Annotated in this window: 19 protein-coding genes; all 19 read left to right on the top strand. The window is 61.0% G+C overall.

The window, feature by feature from the left end; genetic code table 11:
• The 19 genes from ACLZOT_RS31685 to ACLZOT_RS31595 all read left to right on the top strand — a co-directional run bounded on the left by ACLZOT_RS31685 (position 1) and on the right by ACLZOT_RS31595 (position 19,879).
• Positions 1–1,563, top strand: a complete 1,563-nt coding sequence (locus ACLZOT_RS31685; protein WP_416972549.1) for a hypothetical protein — start codon at positions 1–3, stop codon at positions 1,561–1,563.
• Between the two features lie 13 nt (positions 1,564–1,576).
• On the top strand, positions 1,577–2,989 hold the full coding sequence (locus ACLZOT_RS31680) for a phage portal protein (protein ID WP_416972548.1): 1,413 nt from the start codon (positions 1,577–1,579) through the stop codon (positions 2,987–2,989).
• A gap of 46 nt (positions 2,990–3,035) precedes the next feature.
• Positions 3,036–3,572 (top strand): hypothetical protein, encoded by a 537-nt coding sequence (locus ACLZOT_RS31675; RefSeq protein WP_416972547.1) that lies wholly within the window; start codon positions 3,036–3,038, stop codon positions 3,570–3,572.
• Between the two features lie 151 nt (positions 3,573–3,723).
• Entirely contained in the window at positions 3,724–4,791 is a 1,068-nt protein-coding gene (locus ACLZOT_RS31670; RefSeq protein WP_416972546.1) for a hypothetical protein, read from the top strand.
• 37 nt (positions 4,792–4,828) lie between these two features.
• A complete protein-coding gene (locus tag ACLZOT_RS31665; RefSeq protein ID WP_416972545.1) occupies positions 4,829–5,374 on the top strand; it encodes a phage gp6-like head-tail connector protein in 546 nt (181 codons plus the stop codon).
• Positions 5,364–5,687, top strand: coding sequence for a head-tail adaptor protein (locus ACLZOT_RS31660; RefSeq protein ID WP_416972544.1), 324 nt, complete (start codon positions 5,364–5,366; stop codon positions 5,685–5,687). Before ACLZOT_RS31665 ends, ACLZOT_RS31660 begins: the two co-directional genes overlap by 11 nt.
• A 53-nt stretch (positions 5,688–5,740) precedes the next feature.
• A complete protein-coding gene (locus tag ACLZOT_RS31655) occupies positions 5,741–6,040 on the top strand; it encodes a hypothetical protein (RefSeq protein ID WP_416972543.1) in 300 nt (99 codons plus the stop codon).
• The gene (locus ACLZOT_RS31650) at positions 6,037–6,423 is read left to right on the top strand and encodes a hypothetical protein (RefSeq protein WP_416972542.1); all 387 of its coding nucleotides are present in this window, start codon (positions 6,037–6,039) and stop codon (positions 6,421–6,423) included. Before ACLZOT_RS31655 ends, ACLZOT_RS31650 begins: the two co-directional genes overlap by 4 nt.
• Positions 6,424–6,710: 287 nt before the next feature.
• Positions 6,711–7,307 (top strand): hypothetical protein, encoded by a 597-nt coding sequence (locus tag ACLZOT_RS31645; RefSeq protein WP_416972541.1) that lies wholly within the window; start codon positions 6,711–6,713, stop codon positions 7,305–7,307.
• A gap of 44 nt (positions 7,308–7,351) precedes the next feature.
• Positions 7,352–7,651 carry a hypothetical protein gene (locus tag ACLZOT_RS31640; RefSeq protein WP_416972540.1) on the top strand — a complete coding sequence of 100 codons (300 nt, stop codon included), beginning with the start codon at positions 7,352–7,354 and terminating at the stop codon, positions 7,649–7,651.
• Positions 7,651–8,064, top strand: a complete 414-nt coding sequence (locus ACLZOT_RS31635; RefSeq protein WP_416972539.1) for a hypothetical protein — start codon at positions 7,651–7,653, stop codon at positions 8,062–8,064. The genes ACLZOT_RS31640 and ACLZOT_RS31635 overlap by 1 nt, the downstream gene beginning before the upstream one ends.
• A 9-nt stretch (positions 8,065–8,073) precedes the next feature.
• Positions 8,074–12,660, top strand: coding sequence for a transglycosylase SLT domain-containing protein (locus tag ACLZOT_RS31630; protein ID WP_416972538.1), 4,587 nt, complete (start codon positions 8,074–8,076; stop codon positions 12,658–12,660).
• A gap of 9 nt (positions 12,661–12,669) precedes the next feature.
• Positions 12,670–13,662, top strand: a complete 993-nt coding sequence (locus ACLZOT_RS31625; protein WP_416972537.1) for a phage tail domain-containing protein — start codon at positions 12,670–12,672, stop codon at positions 13,660–13,662.
• Positions 13,663–13,688: 26 nt separating this feature from the next.
• On the top strand, positions 13,689–14,903 hold the full coding sequence (locus ACLZOT_RS31620; protein WP_416972536.1) for a siphovirus ReqiPepy6 Gp37-like family protein: 1,215 nt from the start codon (positions 13,689–13,691) through the stop codon (positions 14,901–14,903).
• A 6-nt stretch (positions 14,904–14,909) separates the two neighbouring features.
• Positions 14,910–15,977 (top strand): hypothetical protein, encoded by a 1,068-nt coding sequence (locus ACLZOT_RS31615; RefSeq protein ID WP_416972535.1) that lies wholly within the window; start codon positions 14,910–14,912, stop codon positions 15,975–15,977.
• Between the two features lie 146 nt (positions 15,978–16,123).
• Positions 16,124–17,518 (top strand): hypothetical protein, encoded by a 1,395-nt coding sequence (locus ACLZOT_RS31610; protein WP_416972534.1) that lies wholly within the window; start codon positions 16,124–16,126, stop codon positions 17,516–17,518.
• Between the two features lie 300 nt (positions 17,519–17,818).
• A complete protein-coding gene (locus ACLZOT_RS31605) occupies positions 17,819–18,511 on the top strand; it encodes a hypothetical protein (RefSeq protein ID WP_416972533.1) in 693 nt (230 codons plus the stop codon).
• Between the two features lie 103 nt (positions 18,512–18,614).
• Positions 18,615–18,860: a hypothetical protein gene (locus ACLZOT_RS31600; protein WP_416972532.1), complete on the top strand. Its 246-nt coding sequence runs from the start codon at positions 18,615–18,617 to the stop codon at positions 18,858–18,860.
• Entirely contained in the window at positions 18,860–19,879 is a 1,020-nt protein-coding gene (locus ACLZOT_RS31595; RefSeq protein WP_416972531.1) for a peptidoglycan-binding protein, read from the top strand. The genes ACLZOT_RS31600 and ACLZOT_RS31595 overlap by 1 nt, the downstream gene beginning before the upstream one ends.
• Positions 19,880–20,841 lie beyond the last annotated feature (962 nt).

Below are 20,841 nucleotides of genomic sequence, written 5' to 3'. Positions count from 1 at the left end.
GTGCAGACCGGAAATCTCCCGCCCGGAGTCCCGTCCACGAGGGAGTCTCTCGGCTACAAGATCATCCGTTGGGCGAAGGACAACATTGTCCAGCCCGACGGAGACAACGCCGGTGAGCCCTGGGTTTTCACTCAGGAGCAACTGAGGTTCGTTCTCTGGTTTTATGCCATCAATCCGGATGGGTCCTGGAAGTACAGTGCGGCAACGCTTCGTCGCGCTAAGGGCTGGGGTAAGACGCCTCTTCTGGCGGCCCTCGCCATTGTCGAGTTCCTAGGCCCTTGCCGATTCTCGCACTGGGATGCTTTCGGTCTTCCCGTCGGTAAGCCTGTCCCTCTGCCTGTCGTGCAGATCGGCGCTACTGCGCTCGATCAGACAGAACAGACAATGGACATGATCCGGGGAATGCTCTCGGAGTCTCCTGCCGAGGCCACGTACGGCCTGGAAATCGGCAAAATGGTGATCCAGTTCAAGACTGGTAGGCCCGGTAGCATCAAGCCTAAGGCCACTGCCGGCCGAACCAACGAAGGCAATCGGCCGACGTTTTGCCTGATGGACGAATGCCATCACTGGGTGGGTAGCAACGGGGGCCCGGATTTCTTCCAGGTACTCAAGCGGAATATCGAGAAGACCACCAAGGCCGGTAGCCGTTGGGTTTCCACGACGAACGCGTACAACCCCAACGAAGACTCCGTAGCCCAGATCATCCACGAGTCCGAGATGGTCTCGAAGGGCTATTGGCTGTATGACTGCATTGAGGGCTCGATTTCCCTGGAGGATATCCGGGACGAGGATGCGGTCCGTTCGGCTCTCATCGCGGCGTACGGGGATGCTTTCTGGGCTGACGTTCATGGTCTGACTCGCACCATCCTCTATGACCGGACGACCCCCGATTCAACGTACTGCCGCTTCTATTTCAACCAGATCGCGGAGTCCAGCGATGGTTGGATGAGTAAGGGCGAGTGGGACGCGTGCTTTGACGAGGACGATCCGATTATGCCGGGGGATCAGATAGCCGTCGGTTTTGACGGCTCGATCCGCGGGGATGCCACGGGCCTTGTCGGAGTGCGTTTGCGGGACGCCAAGCTATTCGTTCTCGGTGTCTGGGAGCGTCCCGAGAAAGCTCCCGTTGACTGGGAGGTGGATGTTCTCGCGGTCGAGGCTGCTGTGGCAGAAACGTTCCGCCGGTATCGCGTTGAGTGGGCTTACTGTGATCCGCCTTATTGGCAGGAGAACATTGGCCGTTGGTCCATTGAGCACGGGGATGATCGCGTTTTCGAGTTCTGGACCAATAAGCCCACACGGATGACTCAGGCTGTTGAGCGTTTTCGTACCGCCGCAATGGTGGGCGATTTGAAGCACGGCGGCGACTATCGACTCACCCGTCATGTACTCAATGCTGTTACTCGGGAAACGCCTCAGGGCCTTCTGATTCAGAAGGACAGCCCGAGGTCTAAAAGAAAAATTGACCTAGCCGTTTGCGCAGTTCTCGCCTTGGAGGCCAGAGCCGATGCCATCGCTGATGGACGCCTGAAAATTCGAAGGTCACGTGTCGTGGGCTTCTGAAGGAGGCCCGCCTATGATCATTCCGCCAAGTGGCTACGGTGCCCATATTGGGAAGCCTGAGACGCCTTTTCAGTGGCTCATGTATCTCCATGGGAAACTGCCTGGGCCAGTGCACCCGTCCCAGGTCTACTCCCGGTACTACGAGGGCGAGCAACAGAAGCTCGCTTTCTCGCAGATGCGTTACAAGGCTGCTTTCGCGAGCGTCTTCCAGGGTTGGCGTGACAACTTCTGCGGGACGATCATCGACGCTACGAATGAGCGTCTGCACGTCGACAGCTTTCGAATTCCGGGGCAGGACGACGGTAAGGATGCCCGCCGGTTCTGGCAGCAGTCCTCTATGGACGCTTATGCGTCCTCGGTGCACCTCGAAGCGCTGATTTCCGGTGTGTCCTACGTGCTTGTGTGGCCCGAGAAGGGCCAACCGCGTATTACTCCGGTATCCCGCAATCACCTGGCCGTGTCGTATAAGCCGGGCTCCTTGTGGGAGTTGGAGTCTGCGGCCCGGTACGAGGTCGACCCTTGGGGCCGACAGCAGGTCACTTTGTGGACCGAGAGGTATGTCTACGAGGTCCCATACGGTGTTGATGATTGGGAGCGGGGAACTCTTCGGCGTAATCCGCTGAAGATGGTCCCCGTCGTTCCCTTTGAAAACCGTCCCAGGGTCGGGCTTGAATCGACGTCTGACCTTGCGAACTGTATTCCGATTCAGGACGCGATCAACAAGATCACGATGGATGCCCTGACGGCATCTGAAATGGCGGCTTACCCGCAGAGGTGGGTTACTGGGCTGGAGATCCAGGAGGACGAACAGGGAAATCCTGTGGCGCCTTTCAATGTGGGCCTCGATAAATTGCTCCAAGCCGAAGATGCTGATTCTAAATTCGGCTCCTTCGAGCCTGCCAGCCTCGCGAACTACGTGACGTTGGTGGACATGCTCGTTCAGCATCTCGCCACGGTCGCGAGGCTCCCTAGCCACTATTTCTTGGTCAACTCCTCCAATACGCCTTCCGGTGAAGCCATCATTTCGGCAGAGGCCGGATTGGTGGCCAAGGTGAAAGAGCGGATGCGACATTTCGGCGAGGCGTGGGAGCGGGTTATCCGGCTCTGCTTCGCCATCAAGGGCGACAGGCGGCGTGACGCGTACGAGATGGAGACGCGGTGGCGCGATCCTGAGTACAGGACTGAGGCCCAGCATATTGACGCCCTGTTGAAGCTCAAGCAGCTCGATGTGCCTCTCGAATTCCTCTGGTTCGAGGCTGGTTTCACAGCCGCTCAGATCTCCGACTTCCGCAGGATGCGCAAGGAGGATGCCAAGGCTCAGGCCGAGATACAGAAGCTGCTTCCGCAGCCTGAAAAGCAGGCCCCTGTCAAGGCACCTCAAGGAAACTCCGGGAACGCGAACCGGAAGATCAATGAGGCTAAGTAACCGACCTGCCTTAATGGCGTAGGTCCCTTCCCGAATGGAATCCCATATGACTGCTCCGACTGGCGAAAACAGCCAGCCTGCTACCGGCTCCACGGAGGGCAATCCGGCGGAGACTTCTCCGGGCCTGACCCTGGAGGAGCTGACTGCCGACCGAGACCGCTGGAAGGCTATGAGCCTCCAGAACGAGACCAATTACAACAGTGCTCGGACTGAGCTTCAGGAGCTTCAGACCGCCCAGGAGGCGGCTCTAGAGGCGGCCAGGGGCGAGGCCCGTACTGCTGCTCTCGGTGAGGTCTCCACGGAGCTGGTGACAGCTGAACTGCGGCTCCAGGCACAGAGTGCCGGCCGCGAGTTGCCGGACCTCAAGTATCTGGATTACTCCCGCTTCAAGGGCGAGCACGACCGCCCTGACACGGAGGCGGTGAAGGCGTTCGTCGAGGCACTGAAGCCTACCGATTTCGCTGACGAGTTCCCTGACCTTATTGGGGGTGGGCACAACAAGGGCGGCAACGGTCAGTCGGTTTTGACGACCAATGACCCGACCGCTCTGGCCGACTACATCGCGGGTGACACTTTCATCTAGATCTCTCGATCCCCCCTTAAACCCCTCAACCCTTAGTGCCCTCTGCCGAGGGGTCTTTTAGAGCAGCTCCATAGCGTGCTAAAGGCCCCTCCTCAGGGGGCTTTTTTTATGCCCGCGTGGAGGCATTTTGGCTACTCAGCACCACTTTAACTTGGACCCCCGGCAGGTCACCATTGCTGCTCTGGGGCTTTTGGATCGACAGCTAACTCTTGGCGGGATTCCCGCACGTTATTCTGAGCTGAACTTTACCGGTGGCGTCGGTGACGTCATCAATGTCAACCGTCCTTCCCGCAGTATCCCGGTTCAGGAGTCCGGGATTTCGAGCATTATCAAGAACCCGATTACGGGGGACAAGAACGTCTTTGCTGCGGCTTCTGACCGGCCGCTTCCGACGGCTCCGCGCCGGGCTCCGAATGGCTTTATCAACGAGTCGCGTTTTGCCGTCCAGTTGACGACTTTGGCTCAGAATGCTTCTGCGCTCAGCATGGAGCAGGTCGCGTTCGACTTGAAGCGTTTCGGTGCTCAGATTCTCGCTCCGCTTACCCGAGGCTTCGCGGAGTATTTCGACGACACGACTGCGGCGTTCGTCAAGGCCAACGTTACCCGCGAGGGTCTGAGTGCGGCCCAGAAGAAGGCGATCGGTGGTGACGTCGAGGTCACCATTCCGACCTACACGGGATCGCGCGAGAACCTCATGGAGCGGGCGCTTGCTCTGCGTATCGCTTTCGTGGACGCGAGGCTGAACCTCAACCGCTCTAATATCCCTCACTCCGAGCGGTACGTGATCGCCGGTCCCGAGGTCGAGGCGATCCTTCTGAAGGACCCCGAATTCGTTGCGGTGGACTACAGCGGCGACACCAACGCCCTGCGTCGGGCCATCATCGGCTCCTACTACGGTTTCGATGTCGTGGTGCACAACTCGTTCGACCTGGAGATGTATTTCTTCCACAAGAGCGCCATGCTCCTGACGTCCGCTTGCCCGGCTATCCCTATGGGTGCCGTCACCGGCAGCGTGCAGAACATCAACGGAATCGCCACGAGGATGTTGGTCGACTATGACTTCGGCCTCAAGGCGGACACGATTGGGCTCGACACAATGTATGGGCTTTCCACTGTCAAGGAGGACCCTGATTACAACGTCAGGGGAACTCTGATCGGTGAGAAGTTCGTGCGCGGGCTGAAGGTGTCCATCAAGGAAGTCGCCCCTTCGGGCGGCTGACCGGGGAGGCCCTTTGTCCCTCGCTTCTGTAGAGGATGTGGCTATCCGTTCCGGGCAGCCCATCCCCGCCGAGATCCACCCGAGGGTGACGGCGCTCCTGGAGGACGTCACCGGCCTGATAGAGGACTACTGCGGCAAGGACTTCGGCCGAAGGACCCACCGCACCATCACCCTCTACGCACAGGGCGGTTACGCCCTCTCAATACCAGCCCGTTACCGAACCGGCCTGACGGTGTCGGCCGTCGACATCGACGGCCAGGAGGTGACCGACTGGACATACACCGGCCTCCGTCTGGTCCGCGATGCCGGATGGGGTGAGGCCCTGGTGACGCTCACCGCCTCGTGGGGTCACGAGGACGTTCCCGCTTCCCTGCGCGCGATCACCTGTGCGGAGGTCATCAGGTGGTTGGCGCTCTCCCCGGGGGTCGAGTCTGAGCGTGTGGGTGAGGTCGAGGTGACCTTTACGGGGGCCAGCTCGGCGCAGACCCTTTCGGCTGCTGCCAAGTCGGCGCTCCGGGAAGGCCGTTGGCGCCGTGGGTCTGCGGGATCTCTCTCCCTTATAAGGGGGGCGGATGCGCTCTGATCCCGTTGAGGTCTGGCGCTCGTCCTCCAGGACCAGGAGCGCTTACACCTCCCGTCCCGACTGGGACCAGGCCGTCATGGTCTGGTCCGGCCTGGGGGACGCCCAGCCTGCCAAGTCGTACGAGTCGGCTTCTCCCGCCCGTGATCAGTCACAGGAGCGGCTGACCGTGTGGCTCCCCTTCTCTGCCGACGTCACCTCTGCCGACAGGGTGAAGGTGGCGGGGCACATGTACGAGGTCGACGGTGAGCCGGAGGTGTGGGACGCGACCTCCCGCCGGCACCTCAAGCTCTCGGTTTGGAGGGCGATCCGATGACGCCCAGGAATGCGCGGACCAGGTTGGTTCTGCATAGGCGCTGGGAACAGGACGTGTTCAGCCTTCCCGGGACGCGTGAGGCCCTCGCCCTGGCCGTGAAACGCATCGACGCTTACGCCAAGGGCGATGCCCCCAGGCGATCCCGTCGTGGTCAGTCGTGGAACTCCATTCGGAGCCAGATCGACGCGGTTGTCTACATGGACCGTGACGGGTGGTACGGCGGGATCGTCATCGAGGCGAACCCCCGCGCGAGGCACGCGATGTTGCAGGAGCGCGGGTTCACGAGTCGAGGCCGCAGGGTGAAGGGCCGTCGCTGGCTCAAGGGCGCCTTGCTGAAGGCGAGGGTCGATTGAGGCTCGATCCCATAGAATTCCTCGTCGAGTTCCTCGATTCCGTCCCGGAGATTCCTAAGGGAACTGTCCTGGGTGACCTCACCAACCACACCACCGGAAGCACCTCTGTCTATCTGGAGCACATGGGCGGTTTTCGTGTTGTTCGGGACCGGATGGACCGAGTTGACGTCGAGTACGCCGCCTATTCGATGGATCGCAAAGCGGCTGTCGACCTCGCCTACCTGGTCCGGGAAAGCCTCCTGGAGAAGCTCCCGAACACCATAGTGGGCGGCGCCCTGGTCCTAGACGTCGAGGAGATCGACTCTCCTCGGTACGACCCTGACGACTCCTCGCGGGAGAACGTGTACTGCGGGCAGGTCGCTGTTTTCTACATCCCTGCATGAGCTGATGATTTCAGCGCTACCATGCAGACATGCTGACTGAACGCGAAGCGGTTAATGCCGCGAAACTCATGACAGACCAGACAGGCCAGGTACACGAAGCTGTTACTCACGATGATTCATGGTGGGTGGAGCTGAGCGGCACAGATGTCTCAGAGGTAGCAGGAATGCGCCTCATGGAGGCGCGCGCCCGAGGCGCAAACCTCTAGTTTTACGCTGCCTGGCTGTCTCCACAGTAAAGCCCTTCTCCAGCCTGGAGAGGGGCTTTTTCTATGCCTTCTGGAGGCTGTATGGCCAATGATCCACAGAAGATTCGGTTTGCTCCTAACGGGGCCATCTACGTTGCTCTCCTCAACTCGGGAAGCACGATTACCCCGCCTGCTGGTCTGGGTGATCCGGATAAGGCTCCTGCCGGGTACAAGGCTCTCGGTTATGTCGATGAGGGTGGAGTCACGCTGACTCCCGCTATCGAGACTCAGCCTGTGAATGCCTGGCAGAGCGCGACTCCAGTCCTGTATCACGTGACCTCGGCGTCGTTCTCCATCAAGGCGACTCTCCAGGAAACAAGCAAGATCACGACTGAGCTTTTCTGGGGTGCCTCGTGGGTTGAGATCATGTCGGAGGACCCCACCCCCGTCGGGACTGGCGTCTACCGACTCGACCTCTCGTCTAACCCGGACATCAAGGAAGTGTCTTTGGTGGTGGACTGGAATCAGGGAGCGATCCGGAATCGGGCAGTGATCAACCGATCGATGATTTCCGATCGTGGGGCGATTCAGCTCAGCCGGACGGAAAACGGCAAGTACGAGCTGACTTTTGAGGCCCTGGACGCGTCCGGGAAGCTCGGCTACGTCCTCACCAACGATGACATCGCTGACACTCCATAAAGATCTCCCCGCCTTCCTGTTGACCTATCCTAAGGAGCTACCTCTTGCCTGAACAGAAGAAGTCCGGCCCGAAGAAGAACGCCAAGAAGCTTACTGCGGCTGCTGCCGAGGCCAAGAAGACTTTCCTCTCCTTTGAGCACCGCGGCCTCACTTTCAAGATCCCTCACCCGAAGAACTTCCCCCTTCAGGTCCTTATGGCGGATGACGAGCTGGTTGCTACTCAACTCATTCTTGGCGAGGACCAGTGGGCCGCGTATCTCGCGACGTCCCCGGATATCGAGGACTTCGGCGAGTTCGCTAAGAAGATGGCTGAGGCTCAGGGGCAGGACGACTCGGGAAACTAATGGTGGTCGTCCGTGTCATCCAGGAGTTTCCTGACGAACTCGAAGCTGACTTGCTTGAGTTCTTCTCGGTGGACCTCTTGGACCTGTGGCGCGGGCGGCTTTCCCTACGCCGTGTCGGTGTACTCATCCGCTCTCTGATGAGCAAGCCCGGACGCTCGACTCTCCTGATGGCCATGGATGAGCGGGCCAGATGGCCCGAGGGCGATTACATGCTCGCGCGTATCTCTGACGCGCTGGAGCTTTCGAATTACCTCTTCCTCAAGGCGAACGTCGATGAGTCCGACGCCAAGGGCCTTGAGCTTCCTCCGCCGATTACACGGCCCGGTGACCCGGAGCCGGTGCCGGCTCCTCAACCCGAATTTGCTTCTGCTGCTGAGGTATCGACCTTCTTCGGGCAGATGAACGCCCTGTAGGAGGTCCCCTTGAGCGAAGGAACACGCGGGCCAATAAAGGTCGGTACGGGCTATGTAGAGATCGTTCCGAAAGTCCTTCAGAAGGACATTGCGGAACTCCGCTCCAAAGTCTCCGCCGAGATGGCTAAGCTGGGAGCGACAGCAGCCAAGGAAGTCAACAAGGCCGTTAAACAAGGTCTTGCGGGACTTCCGAAAGAAACTGAGCGGCAGGCGAAGAAGGCTAAGGCCGCTGTCGAGAAGGAAGCAGTCGACTCCGCCAAAACTCTGAAAAAGATCGAAAAGCAGATCACAAAAGAGTTCGGCGAGGAGGCCGCGAAACGCTTCCGGGAGTACCGGAAGACCGAGGAGAAGAAGCAGAAGCTTCTTTCGGAGACCTCGACCGAGACACGTGCGGCTCTCCGCGAAACGGTGCGCCAGGAGGAGCAGGCTGCCAGGCAGCGCCAGGCCGCCGCTGAGCGCCTGGAGCGCGAGCGCGTACGCCTCCAGGTCCAGGCCCAGCACGAGCACGACCGCATCGAGCGGGAGAAAGCCCGCGAGGCCGAGAAGCAGGCACGGCTTGCGCTCCAGGCCCAGCGCGAGGCACTGAGACAGCAGGTAGCGGCTCAGCGGGAGGCAGCTCGTCAGCAGGTGGCAATCCTGCGCGAGGCTGCTTTGGAACAGCGGGCCGCCCTGCAAGATCAGATCGTTGATCAGCAGCGCCGTATGACCGCTCTCCGGGATCAGATCCGGGACGTCAACCGGGATATCAATACCGCCAATACGACGACGCAGTCCTATTTCACGCGGACCGGTACGGCGGCGCGTCGGATGGGTACCTGGTTTGATCAGGTTGGGACCTCGATCAACGAAGCTGCGAACATCCTGACGACGAGATTTTTGGGGCCGCTGGCTGCTGCCGGCACCGCCCTCACCGCTATCGGCGTCGAGAATGCGGATAAGCGCCTTCTGGGTCAGCTCGGTCTTTCGTCTGCGGGTGTCTCCAAGTCGGTCTCTGCACAGCAGATGATGGCCATTCAGCAATACGCGATTGACACACCGTTCTCGATCGACGTTATGCACGAGTATCAGATGAAGCTGATCCGGTCCGTGGCCGGTGGGGATAAGAGTTGGTACAGCACCGACGCGAAGACTCGTACCGGGGCCGCGAATAAGGCGGCTGAACGCACGACTGACCTGATCATGGCTGTCGGTGACTCGATGGCCCGCGCGGGAAACCTGAATCCCGAACAATTTAAAAGAGCGATGTATGCCATAGACATGATTATGGATATGGACCGGGCGCCGACAAAAAACGTCAAGCAGCTCGCTGCCGCGTCCGGTATGCCCGCGTCTGAACTTGCCAACCTCCTGGGTTTCCAGAACTCAACCCAAATGTGGAAGGTAATCGGTACTCCCGCCAAAGACGGCGGCGGTGTAACCGGTCAGCAGATCGCTGATGCGATGCTCAACTACTGGAGCCCTCAGAAGTACAAGGGAACTCAGACTTCAGGCGGCTCTAAGGGCTTCGCGGAGAAAATGACCAGTGAGACGATCACCGGTCGCATTCAGCAGATGCGCGAGCGCGCGGTGTTCGAGCTGGGGAATCTCTTCGTCGAGGAAGGCGAAGGCGGCCAGTATCAGTACACGGGCCTCGGTCAGAAGGTCATGGGTACGCCGACGCCGGTCTACAAGTACGACCGCCGGGGCGAGGAAACCCTAGTCGGGTACCGCAACGAGGGCGGGATTATCAACCAGGTCGAGGACCTGGCAAAGAAATGGGCGCCACAGGTTGAGACGTTCCTCAGTGAATTTCTCGACGCCGGGTCTCATTTCCTCAGCGTCATCGACACAGCAGCGACTTGGCTCGACGAATCAGGGCTCGGTGAAATCGCGGCCCCGGTCGCGGAGTTCCTTCTCCAGTGGGGTCCTCTGATCCTCGCCGTCGGGCTCCTGTCCAAAGTCCTCGGTAAAGCCGTCGGGCTCGTGGGTCGCGCCTTCACCCCTGTTGCTGCGGTGACAAGAGCGGGTGTCGGTGCGTACGACTCGGCGCAGGACGTACGCCGTCAGCGGCGTGCAGCTCGTGACGCTCGGACGGAGGCCCGCGAATCCGGGGCGTCCCGTAGGGATGTACGCCGGGCGGGGCGGGATGCGTACCGCGAGCAGCGGACGACCAACCGCAACGGTGACAGCCGGTCCAACGGCCGTCGGCTCCTGGACGGCGTCCTCGGTCGTGACTCGCGCCAGGCGGACGGTCAGCGGCAGATCCGGGCTCTTGAGGATCAGATCCGGGAGGCCCGCGACGAGGCCAACCGCCTGCGGGATGAACTGCGGGAGACGAACCGGGAGTCGATGAGGCAGATCACGGCCGCGCTCGCCGGCACTGGGTCCGGCTCCGTACAGGGGGCGGCGACTCAGGCGAGTCAGGCCGTCACTTCTGTCCAGCAGCAGGCACAGCAGGCCAACCGCACTTCTCTTACTCAGCTCCACCAGGAGCTAGAGAAGGTCCGTAAGTCAGGTCAGGCGGTCGTGTCCGAACTGGGCAAGGCAGCGGACAAGGTGAACGCCCTCGATGGCGCGAAGCTCACCAAGGTCACTGCTGAGGCGGATCACCTCAAGACTGCGGCTCAGAACGCGGGCAAGGAACTCACGTCTGCCAACACCCGTGTGGGCGCCCTCGACCAGAAGACCGCGAGGAACGTCACCAGCTCGGTCAACGAGCTGCGCGACGCCGCGCGTCAAGCTGCCGACCAGGTGGGCGACGGAGCTATGTCCTCCTCGACCTCCGGCCGGATCGCCAATCTCAATAAGCGTCGGCTGACCGACATCATCAGCGAATTCCAGAAACTGACGAGCGCTGCGGACGGGTCCTATCAGAAAGTCGGTCAGGGAACGGGGGCGGGCTCGCTCGCGGGCCGTATCGGGCTCCTCAACAGCCGCTCTCTGAAGGATGTCACAAAGCACGTAACCGACCTCGGTAAGTCCCTGGAGAAGGCGAAAAGCACAGCCGAGGGACTGGACAGCGCGCTTGACCAAATAGGTAAGAAGGCTCCCGGAAACAGCGGCAGTAACAGTTCTTCGGGGGCCAAGAAAAACGCCCGCGGTGGTGTTATGCGCACCTCTGATGTGGGTTCGGTCATGCCTGGCTACTCGCCTTGGGTGGACAGCATTCCGGCGATTCTCTCGCCTGGTGAGGCCGTTCTCCGACCTGAGGTCACCAACGCTATCGGCGAGGGAACGATCAACTCGTGGAACGCTCTGGCCATCCGGGGGAAGATCAGTCGTCATGCTCGCGGTAGCGGCGGGGGCGGCAAGTTCGATTTCTCCCAGATCAAGGAACTGATCGAACTTCAGAATATCGCTCCTATTGGTACGGCGATGCTGAAGACAATGCGGCTCGATGGCTCGTCCGATCGCCTGGGCGGGAGTACTCAGGGCGGTATTCTGCGGACGGGTGACATCTCCGCCAGATTCGGCGGGGCTGTGGGTGCCGAGAAGTTCAAGGGCATGTACGACTGGATGACCGAGGACGTTTACACGCTCCTCAAGCGGGTTCCTTCGGGTATCGGTCAGATAGCGGGCGTCCTCGGTGGTGCCCTGAGTCCGGTGATCGCAGACTATTTCTGGGATGACGTCTGGCGAGGTAACGGAAACATAGTCGACCGAGGTGAAAGGTACCTCGGTCACGTCTTCTCCACTGACACGCTAGGAAAGGTCTGGAGCAACCTCCTCGGCGGTGCGACTGATTCCCTCGGTGCCATCTGGGGCACAGTCACGAATCCGATAGATTCGATATCTGGTGCCTTTGGTGACGTCGGAGACATCCTCACTGGATCAGTCAATCGACTCGTCGACTCGGTGGCTACGGTCAAGGAGATCAAGGGCGCCCCGCTCGGATATGCGGGCCGCGTCTTCGACGGATTCATGTCCGAAGCCGAAGAGGCCATGCCTAATCTCGACGGGCTCTTTGATTTCAAGAAGGGCTCCAGAGCTTCGGTCGATATCCCGGATCTGGCGAATCTGATTGTCGAGCCCGGATCGGGTTCGGGGGTTCAGCGGTGGGCACCCGTTGCGGCTCAGGCCCTGGCAATGCTCGGACTCCCTGCGAGTGCTCTTCCTACGGTCCTTCACCGGATTGGGGTTGAGTCCGGCGGTAATCCGAGCATCGTCAACCAGTGGGATTCCAACTGGAAGGCCGGATACCCGAGTGTCGGCCTCATGCAGGTGATTGGCCCGACGTACAAGCGCTGGGCTGGCCCATTCGCCAGCACAGGGCCGTTCTCATACGGCACGAGCACGAATCCACTGGCCAACATCTATGCGGGCCTCAACTACGCCACGAATAGATACGGCTCCAACTGGCAGTCAGTTCTTGCCGGAAACAAAGGCTACGCCAAGGGAACGCTCAGTGCTTCTCCGGGGCTTGCCCTTGTGGGTGAGAAGGGGCGCGAGCTTGTTGCCTTTGGCGGTGGACAGCGGGTCTTCAACAACGAGGAGACGGAAGGACTCCTCAACGGCCGCAGGTACGAGATCCACATTCACGAGGCCAGTAACGAGCCGACGCCGCAGGCTGTCATGAGGGCCCTACAGACTGCGGAAGCGCTCTACACGACGTTCTAGGAGGTGCCTATGCCGATTCCCGTAAGGGCCAGGATGGCGGCTCCTGTGGTCACTCGGCCAGTACCGCCGGCACCTGTCCGGTGGACCTCGACGAGCGTCACGATAGCGGGGAATTCCGGTAAGGGTGAGCCGATCTCCCTTACCGGGTTTTCCGGCCCTGAGTGGCCGTCCATCATCATGCAGCCCGGGGCTACCGGGCTCGACATGCCGACCTACGGAATCTTTTCCGACGACTCTCCGAATCTGGATGGGTCGATCTTCCGGTCTGCTCGCGCTACAGCGCGGGAGATCATGATTCCTGTCTACCTTCACGGCATTGACCGCAGAACGGTGAATCAGCTCAAGCGACGGCTCTTCCAGGCTCTGAACCCCAAACGTGGTCACTGCGTTCTGCGGTTCTCCGAGGGCGGGGAAACGCGGCAGATCAGCGCTTACTACAAGGGCGGCATGGAGGGGTCCGAGAGTACCGACACAGCAGGCGTCGCGTGGGCCAAATATGGGCTCACCTTCACGGCGATGGACCCCTTTTTCCACCCTGATCGTCCAGAGGTCGTCCGATGGGATTTCGGTACAGGAGAGCCGTTCCTCAGCTCTTCGCTCCCGTTCTTCCCTCTGCGGATATCTGCGGGGGTTATGGGGACGGGTCCGGACCTCGTCATAGCCAATCCGGGGGACGTCGAGGCATGGCCTGTCTGGGCCCTTCACGGGCCTATCAAGTCGTTCTCACTGACCAGTCCTTACGGCGAGGTCGTGAAGGCTTCAGCGCCCGCTGACGGCTCGGACTTGGTGCCAGCGGGCAGGGTCCTCACGATCGACACAAGGCCCGGCCACAAGACCGTGCGGGACGACCTAGGAGCGAATTACTGGAGTCGCCTCGGCACCAATCCTGAGTTCTGGAGTGTCGAGCCCGGCGAGACCAGCGCCGCCGTTTCCGTAGTCACAGGGGTAGGTAAGGCCGCAGTCGTCCTCTCCTTCTACCCTCGCTATGCCTCATTCGTCTAAGGAGCACTTTGGGATATCGCGTCGAAGTGTTCGACCGCAACCTTAAGCGTGTCGGCGAGATCGATGAGTGGATCTCGCTGGACTTCACCGTGCGCCTCCGTCAAGAGGGCTCCTGGCAGCTCCTCATCAAGGACGGAACTCCTCAATCCCGCCTCATCGAAAAGGGTGGCGGGGTCGTCATCTGGCAAGAGGGGGTCGACGCCCCTGTACTAAGTGGGCCTGTGACCACGTTCCAGAAGTATTGGACAAAGGTTCAGCACACGGGGCCAGGATCGCTCTATATCGCAGGGAAGTGTCACAACACCCTCGCTTACCGGCGCCTCTCCTTCCCCGACCCCACAAAGCCTGTTGGTAGTCAGTGGCAGAGCCGTCTTTACTCACGCTCCGTGCGGGAGGTTCAGGCAGGGCAGGCGATTTACAAGGAGCTGTATTCCTCTCTCGGTCCTGGCGCCTTGTCCGACCGGCGTATGGGCGGTGTCAACCTCACCAGCTCCTCGGTAGGCAAGGGAATCGGTGACTCGCTGAGATTCGATGTCGTTGGCACCAAGCTCGAAGAGTGGTGCGAAGAGCGCGACGTCGCTTACCGATTCATCTACAACCCAGATACACAACAGGTCGATCTCAAGATCTTCGAGCCCCGCGACCTCTCCAAGACCGTCCGATTCAGTCCCGAACTGGGGAACCTCCGTGAGTACATCTGGACCCTGACGGCTCCGAAGGTCACTCGCGTGATCGTGGGCGCCGCCGGGGAAAAGCGGGATCGCTACTACTACCAGGGGGTTGACTCTGCTGCCGAGGCCGAGTGGGGGATGCAGATCGAAAGCTTCCTCGACCGCCGGGACATTCAGCTCAGGGTCGATCTCGCTACGGGTGAGCCTGTGAAATCGGACGACTCGATGACCGCTGAAGACGTCTCGGACGCCAAGCAGGCGGTTTTAGAGGCGGCAGCGGGAGCTTTCGCCGAGGACAGTGGGAGCGGGAATTTTCAGATCTATCCGATTGACACCGCGGAGTGTGCTTTCGGGAAACACTATTTCGTCGGTGACAAAGTCACTGTGGCCGTAGACGGGACCGAGTACACAGACATTGTCCGCGAGGTCGTGATATCCGTCGACGACGGCGGGAATGTTCAGGACATTGCTCCGAAGATTGGCAAGCAGGGTACTGGAGAGCCTTTGAATCTCTACAAAACGGTGTCGGATATGCAGCGGAAACTGCGTCGCCTGGAAGCGAGGATGTGAGGCTCTTTGACTGAACTCAGCTACCCCTTTGATGCAGATAACACCTCTGGCGGATCTCAGGTTGTCTCACAAACTCAGTGGCAAACCATGGCCCTCCAGTGGTCGCCTGACCGGATTGATTTTCCGCTCACGAATACCTCGTACGACGGCCGGGGCCTTCCTTTCGTCCTTGGAGTTTCCGGCCGCACCGTCACCATAGGTGCCGGCTCGGCGTGGGTCGGCGGCTTCTATTACAGGCTGACCGGTAGCAACTCCTTCACCATCGCTGCGAACTCGACTGGGCAAGGCCGTATAGACCTCGTCGTACTCCGGGCCGACATGGCGAAATCTGCTGTAACCATGGCTGTGGTGCAGGGCTCTCCGGCCGCGAATCCGGCCGAGCCTCGACCGACGAGGCGTAGCGGGGACGTCTGGGAAATGCCGCTGTACGCGGTGACCGTGCCAGCCAATAACGGGACCTTGACCACCAGTCGGCGCGGTCCTTATCCGCTGCCGGGGCACGTCGCCTACCCCTGGGATGTTGGCGGGGCAGTGGAGGCCCTTCCTCGTGGTGCATTCGCCGTGGACATGGACAACGACGTCACAGGCGTTCAGGCAGAGGGATTCCAGGGACGAGACGGTTTTGTATGGGCTCGGGATTTCACCAAGAGCCGCACGTATACACCCAATACGTTGAACGTCTCTGGGTCCCTTCCTGCGGGCAACCGGCGAGGCCGTTGGCGGTGGGTCGCTCCTAATACCTTCTGGTTTTCGATCACCATCGTCAACGATTTCGAGGACCGAGGACTAAGCACTTCGGGCTCGAACTGGAGAGTGGGGGTCAGTCTCCCCGTCAACGCGAACTCCAGGGCCATTCAGACAGTCCATGGGCTTGTTTCGAACCCGCATGAATCCGGCGGCTTGCCGAACCTCATTGCTGTCACGGCGGTGACTCAGCCAGGCGCGAGCGGGCTGTATCTCCAGTACCCCAGCCCGTTTTCTCTGGCTTCCGGCCTGGACGGTCTTTCTTCTTTCCCGGCTCGTTCGACTTTCAGTATTTCCGGGGTTCTCGAAGCCAACCAGTTTAACGAGTAGGAGGGGACGCTTTGGCGCGTAATCAGTTTGGCGGCACAGCCGCCGATGTAGCCGAGGACGTCACAGGAGCTCGCGTCCCTGGCGCTCTCGGGACGGTGTGGGACGGCCCCGGAGAGGGGGCCACGCAGCTTACGGACCTGACCGACATGAACGGCTCCGAGCTGGGCCAGATCACCACCGACGACCAAGGCATGATCCCGGCTTTCATGGGGCCTGAGGGTGCTGAGCTTCTATGGGTCGACTTCGGGGGCGGTCGAGTGGCGATCACCCCTGTCGACGTCGGTACGCGCCTCCAGGCGCACACCGCCAACCTCGTGCCCGATCCTCATGGGGATCGGGCGTATGCAGACTCGACTTTCGTCCGGCTCGTCGATGCCGGCTGGCTCGTGACCCCCAATGGCAGGGCGACAGGCAGAGGGGTCACCGTTCCCCGCGCTTGGGGGGAATTCTGGAGGCCCGCGCGATCGGCAGCGCGCGGCGGAACGGGCCGAGCGACCGTGGCCGTGATCGGCGGTTCGACCGCAGTGGGCTTCTATGCCTCCCATCTGAGGAACACCTCTTGGCCCGGAGTGCTGGCCTCGCGCCTCCAGGCGCTCCACGGTGATGGGGGGGCCGGGTTCCTCTCTGCCCTCTACAGCCCTAACGGGATCGCGGGCAACGACCAGGCCGCCATTAACCAGTGGATGAGCAACGGCAGCATCGGCGCTCAGACCGGCACTTGGGGCATCGGCGGGTATCAGGTGGGCCCCGGGTGGGGGTACCTCTACACCTCGACGTCGGGCAGCTCGCTGACCTGGACCGTCCGGGGTACGTCCGTGACGATCTACACCCTAGGTGGGGACGGCTCCCGCTCCTCCTGGTCCTACTCGATCGACGGGGGTACAGCGGTCTCAGTGTCGGACTCGACGACGACTGGTCTGGCTGTGGTCAAGACGACCGTGAGCGGCCTCGCCGCAGGCTCTCACACGGTCACAGTGACGCACACGGGAACGGCTTCTCAGTACCTCTCGGTGTGCGGCGTGAGCGGGGAAAACACGTCCGGCGTGGTCTTGAACAACTTCGCCAAGCGGAACGCGAACGCGTCTCACTACCTGCCTGCGGGCAAGGCCGAGTGGAACGGCGGTTCGCTCTACCCGGCGGATCTTCTGATTTACGCGGTGAGCCCTCAGGACGTCATCGACGGTATCTCGGCTGACACGTGGGCTTCTCAGGTTCGACGTCACCTGTCTGAGGTCAAGGACGGAGGATTGGCCCTGGGGGCTGTCGACATCGTCTTTGTTCTCCCCCATATCGGTAAGGCTGATTTCCAGGGACAGCGGTTCCAGGCATTCGCTGACCGGACGTACGCTCTCGCGGCCCAATTTGAAGCCGCGGTGGTCGACCTGTGGAATCTGGGACGGTCGAGCTGGAATTTCTCCAACAGCCTCGGGCACTGGGGGAATCCAGCGGCGCCCGGTACCGCCGGCACCGATGATTTCCTCCTCTCCGATGCGGGGCACGCTTTCACTGCGGGGGCTCTCGCTGATCTACTCAACAGCTAACGGGGGCCCATGGCGACGAATAATCAGATGGCTCAGGTAATCGCTGTAGCCAAATCTCAGGTCGGTGTAAGGGAAGGGTACACAGAGGGTGGCTGGACCAATATCACCCGCTACGCGACCGAAGTTCCCGGACTCACATGGGCTCAGGGCCTTTCCTGGTGCGCGACATTCACCAGCTGGGTTGCTATGCGAGCCGGTGTAGCGGGCCTTTTCCCGCGTACTGCTGACTGTGCTGCGGCAGTCACTTGGTTCAGCAGTCGGAATCGGTGGTCCTGGTTTCCCGCCCTAGGTGCTCAGGTCATGTATGGCTCTTCCGGGCAGGACCACACTGGAATCGTAATCGCCTACGATGACGTTCACATTTGGGCAGTCGAGGCCAATACCAACGACAATGGCAGCAGCGAGGGCGACGGGGTCTATATCCGTAAGCGCCGCCGCTCAGACGCTATTGTCTACGGGTACGGCTTGCCCGCGTACGCAGAGGGCATCTACACGGCTGACCCTGCTAAGCGGGGAGTCTCCGGGTTCATCTATCAGGCGGCTCATTCGGGCCCTGGACCGACAGAGCTGACAGCCGGAGCCATGGCCGTTCTCAGCCTTGTTGCAGACACCCTCACGGTCACCGGGCCTGTTCACTCGGGCCGGAATTTCATTCAGCAGAACGACGGCTCAACAGTCGCGCTAGAGGTCGTCGGGTTTACAGGGACCGCCCCCCAACTCGTTCTCGTACGCGACCCTGACGGGATCGTGCGGTTCGAGATTTCCGCCTCTGGGGCGATTACTCATAGAGGTGTCTCGACGTTCACCGCTCCTGTTCAGATCGGCTCTGTGACACCGAGCATCGGTGGAGGTGCCGGCGGTGTCCTCGGCCTGACGAACGCGACTACGGTTCCCGCCTCGAACCCCGTTGGCGGGGGCGTTCTGTACGCCGAGGGCGGCGCCCTGAAGTGGCGCGGACCGAACGGCACCGTGACCACTCTCGCGCCCGCGTAAGCGGCTTAGTAACTCATTTCGCGGCCCGTACTTCCGGGCCGCTTTTTCATGCCCTGGAGGCCCTTTGACTCTGGCCCAGTTCTTCTCTTACTCGGGGCCTCTGGTGACGTTCATCGCTGCCGTGGTGGTGATTGTCGCCGCTTTCCGGACCAATACCGCGCGCGTCTGGAAGGAAGAGGCGGAAGCGCAGAAGGCGCGAGCGGATCGGCTCGCGGAAGACCTGACGGAAATCAAGGAGCGGCTCACCCGAATTGAGCACGAAAACGTGCGCCTAGTGCAGCTCCTCACCTCTCTCGATCCCGCGCGACTTGCGGCTATTCGAATCACTACCACCAACCTGGAGGACTGATGGCGACCATTTGGATTTCTGGGGCCGAGCGTCTCGGAGACGGCTCTATCGGCGGGGATATGGCCCTGCCTGACGCGCCCGCGCGTGCGGTTTGGCACACGACTGAGTCAGGAGCTGGTGACGCGTCGTTCAAGAACGTGGCTAGCTACCTGATAAAGAAGTCCGCCGAGCCTCACATTCTCTACGACCCAACGACGGATCGGATCGGGCAGTTCGGGCCGCTCAGCGAGAGTGCGCGAGCACTTCGGAATGACGGCTCCACTCGAACCAACAGGGTCGGCAAGGCTTGCATTCAGATTGAAGTTCTAGCGAAGGCGGGTAAGCCTTTTACTGGCTATTGGAAGCCCGGCCCGAACTTCAAGAAGATGATGGCGGCTATCCGCTCTTGGGGCATCCCCGACGTGTTTCCTATGGGCGCCCTCGCGAAGTCCTACAGCGACGCTTCAAAGCGCACTCGCTCTGTATGGCTCTCTGAGGGTGGCCATTACGGGCACTGCCATATCCCCGGTAACGATCACTGGGACCCTGGTGCGATCGACACCAAGGCCCTGTTCGCTGCGGCCCCTGTGTCCGGGGGTTCGCCTGGGGGCGGCTCGACGCCACCCAGCTCGACCACCTACACGGTCAAGGCCGGGGACACTCTGAGCAGCATCGGGGAGAAGACCCGCGTCAAGTGGGAGACGATCGCGAGCCTGAACGGCATCAAGGCGCCGTACACAATCCGGGTGGGCCAGAAGCTCAAGATCAAGGCGAGCACGACCGCACCGAGTAAGCCGACTCCTCCCCCTTTCCCGGGCCGTGACTTCTTCCGTGCGGGCGCGAACAACGCGCACGTCAAGCGGCTGGGCGAACAGCTCGTCAAGAAGGGTTACGGACGCTTCTACAAGCAGGGTCCGGGCCCTCAGTGGACTGCCGTAGACCGCGCTGCGGTGAAAGCTTTTCAGCTCGATCACAAGGAGCTGAAGACCGACGCGGACGGCTACCCGGGACCACTCACCTGGAAGATCCTTTTCAGCTAATGGAGGCATGATGACCGACTACATTTCCAAGCACGGAATCCGGATCTACTCCGCTCTGGCGGCCCTGGTGCCTGCGCTCGTCCTGATCTGGCCCCGAATCCCGTGGGAAGCCCTCGTTGCGGCGTCTGCGGCACTGCTCGGTGTCGGTGTCGCTGCGGCGTCCCACGAGGACACCAAAACTATCCGGGCCCTGTATCAGGACAGCCCTTTTGAGGCTGAGATTCGAGGGCATGACGGATAAATAAAAAAGGCCCCCTCCCGGAAACGGAGGGGGCCTTTCTGTGTTATCTGAGCAATGGATGGGTACGCACCTTGTCCCCCAGGTTCGACGACAGGTTCACCCCCGCAGGCGCGGGGACCACAGCCTTGCCTCAGGGCCTCTGTGGCAGGCTTCGGGACCACCCCCGCGTATGCGGGGACTGGCGCACCCCCACCATGCCATAGCGGCCAATCCCGCACACGGAATCTGCCCAACCCGCTGGTGTACGGCCTTCTTGAGCGCGGCCCTCTCCTGCCCGTCTGAGGGCATAAAAAATCCCCCCTGCCGATGGCAGGGGGGCTTTTCTGTTTCACCCGTGACAGATGGCGCAGCGCTTTACATAGGCGCCGCAGTCACATTCACTCACGTCTACGTCTCCTTGTCTCGCAGCGCGTTGAGTACAGCGGCCACGGCTTCAGCGGCGGCGCGTTCGGTGTATTCGGCGATCTGAAATCCGCCGCTTACTTCAACTCTCCGCCTGTAAATCCGGTAACCACGACCGTCCGGCCTGGTCTCCACCTCATATTGAAGGTTTCCCTCTTCCGCCATCAGAGAACGGCTTTCCCCTCGTTTGCTCCACCATGGCCGTACCCGCAATCGGTGGTCCGGGGGCACTTAGAGCAGTGTCGGCACTCTGTTCCCAAAGTACCTTCCGGGAGATTCCCGCCACAGTCCTCACACTGCCGGAGTTCGTTCATTTGCC

Source organism: Streptomyces sp. 4F14, assembly GCF_048159485.1.
Classification (GTDB): domain Bacteria; phylum Actinomycetota; class Actinomycetes; order Streptomycetales; family Streptomycetaceae; genus Streptomyces.
This window is presented reverse-complemented; position numbering and strand designations above follow the sequence as displayed.

Bases quoted from the DNA above. Each gene is read 5' to 3' on its own strand.
- ACLZOT_RS31660 (WP_416972544.1), top strand. From the start codon at position 5,364: ATGCGCTCTGATCCCGTTGAGGTCTGGCGCTCGTCCTCCAGGACCAGG.
- ACLZOT_RS31625 (WP_416972537.1), top strand. From the start codon at position 12,670: ATGCCGATTCCCGTAAGGGCCAGGATGGCGGCTCCTGTGGTCACTCGG.
- ACLZOT_RS31635 (WP_416972539.1), top strand. From the start codon at position 7,651: ATGGTGGTCGTCCGTGTCATCCAGGAGTTTCCTGACGAACTCGAAGCT.
- ACLZOT_RS31645 (WP_416972541.1), top strand. From the start codon at position 6,711: ATGGCCAATGATCCACAGAAGATTCGGTTTGCTCCTAACGGGGCCATC.
- ACLZOT_RS31610 (WP_416972534.1), top strand. From the start codon at position 16,124: ATGAACGGCTCCGAGCTGGGCCAGATCACCACCGACGACCAAGGCATG.
- ACLZOT_RS31680 (WP_416972548.1), top strand. From the start codon at position 1,577: ATGATCATTCCGCCAAGTGGCTACGGTGCCCATATTGGGAAGCCTGAG.
- ACLZOT_RS31675 (WP_416972547.1), top strand. From the start codon at position 3,036: ATGACTGCTCCGACTGGCGAAAACAGCCAGCCTGCTACCGGCTCCACG.
- ACLZOT_RS31595 (WP_416972531.1), top strand. From the start codon at position 18,860: ATGGCGACCATTTGGATTTCTGGGGCCGAGCGTCTCGGAGACGGCTCT.
- ACLZOT_RS31605 (WP_416972533.1), top strand. From the start codon at position 17,819: ATGTATGGCTCTTCCGGGCAGGACCACACTGGAATCGTAATCGCCTAC.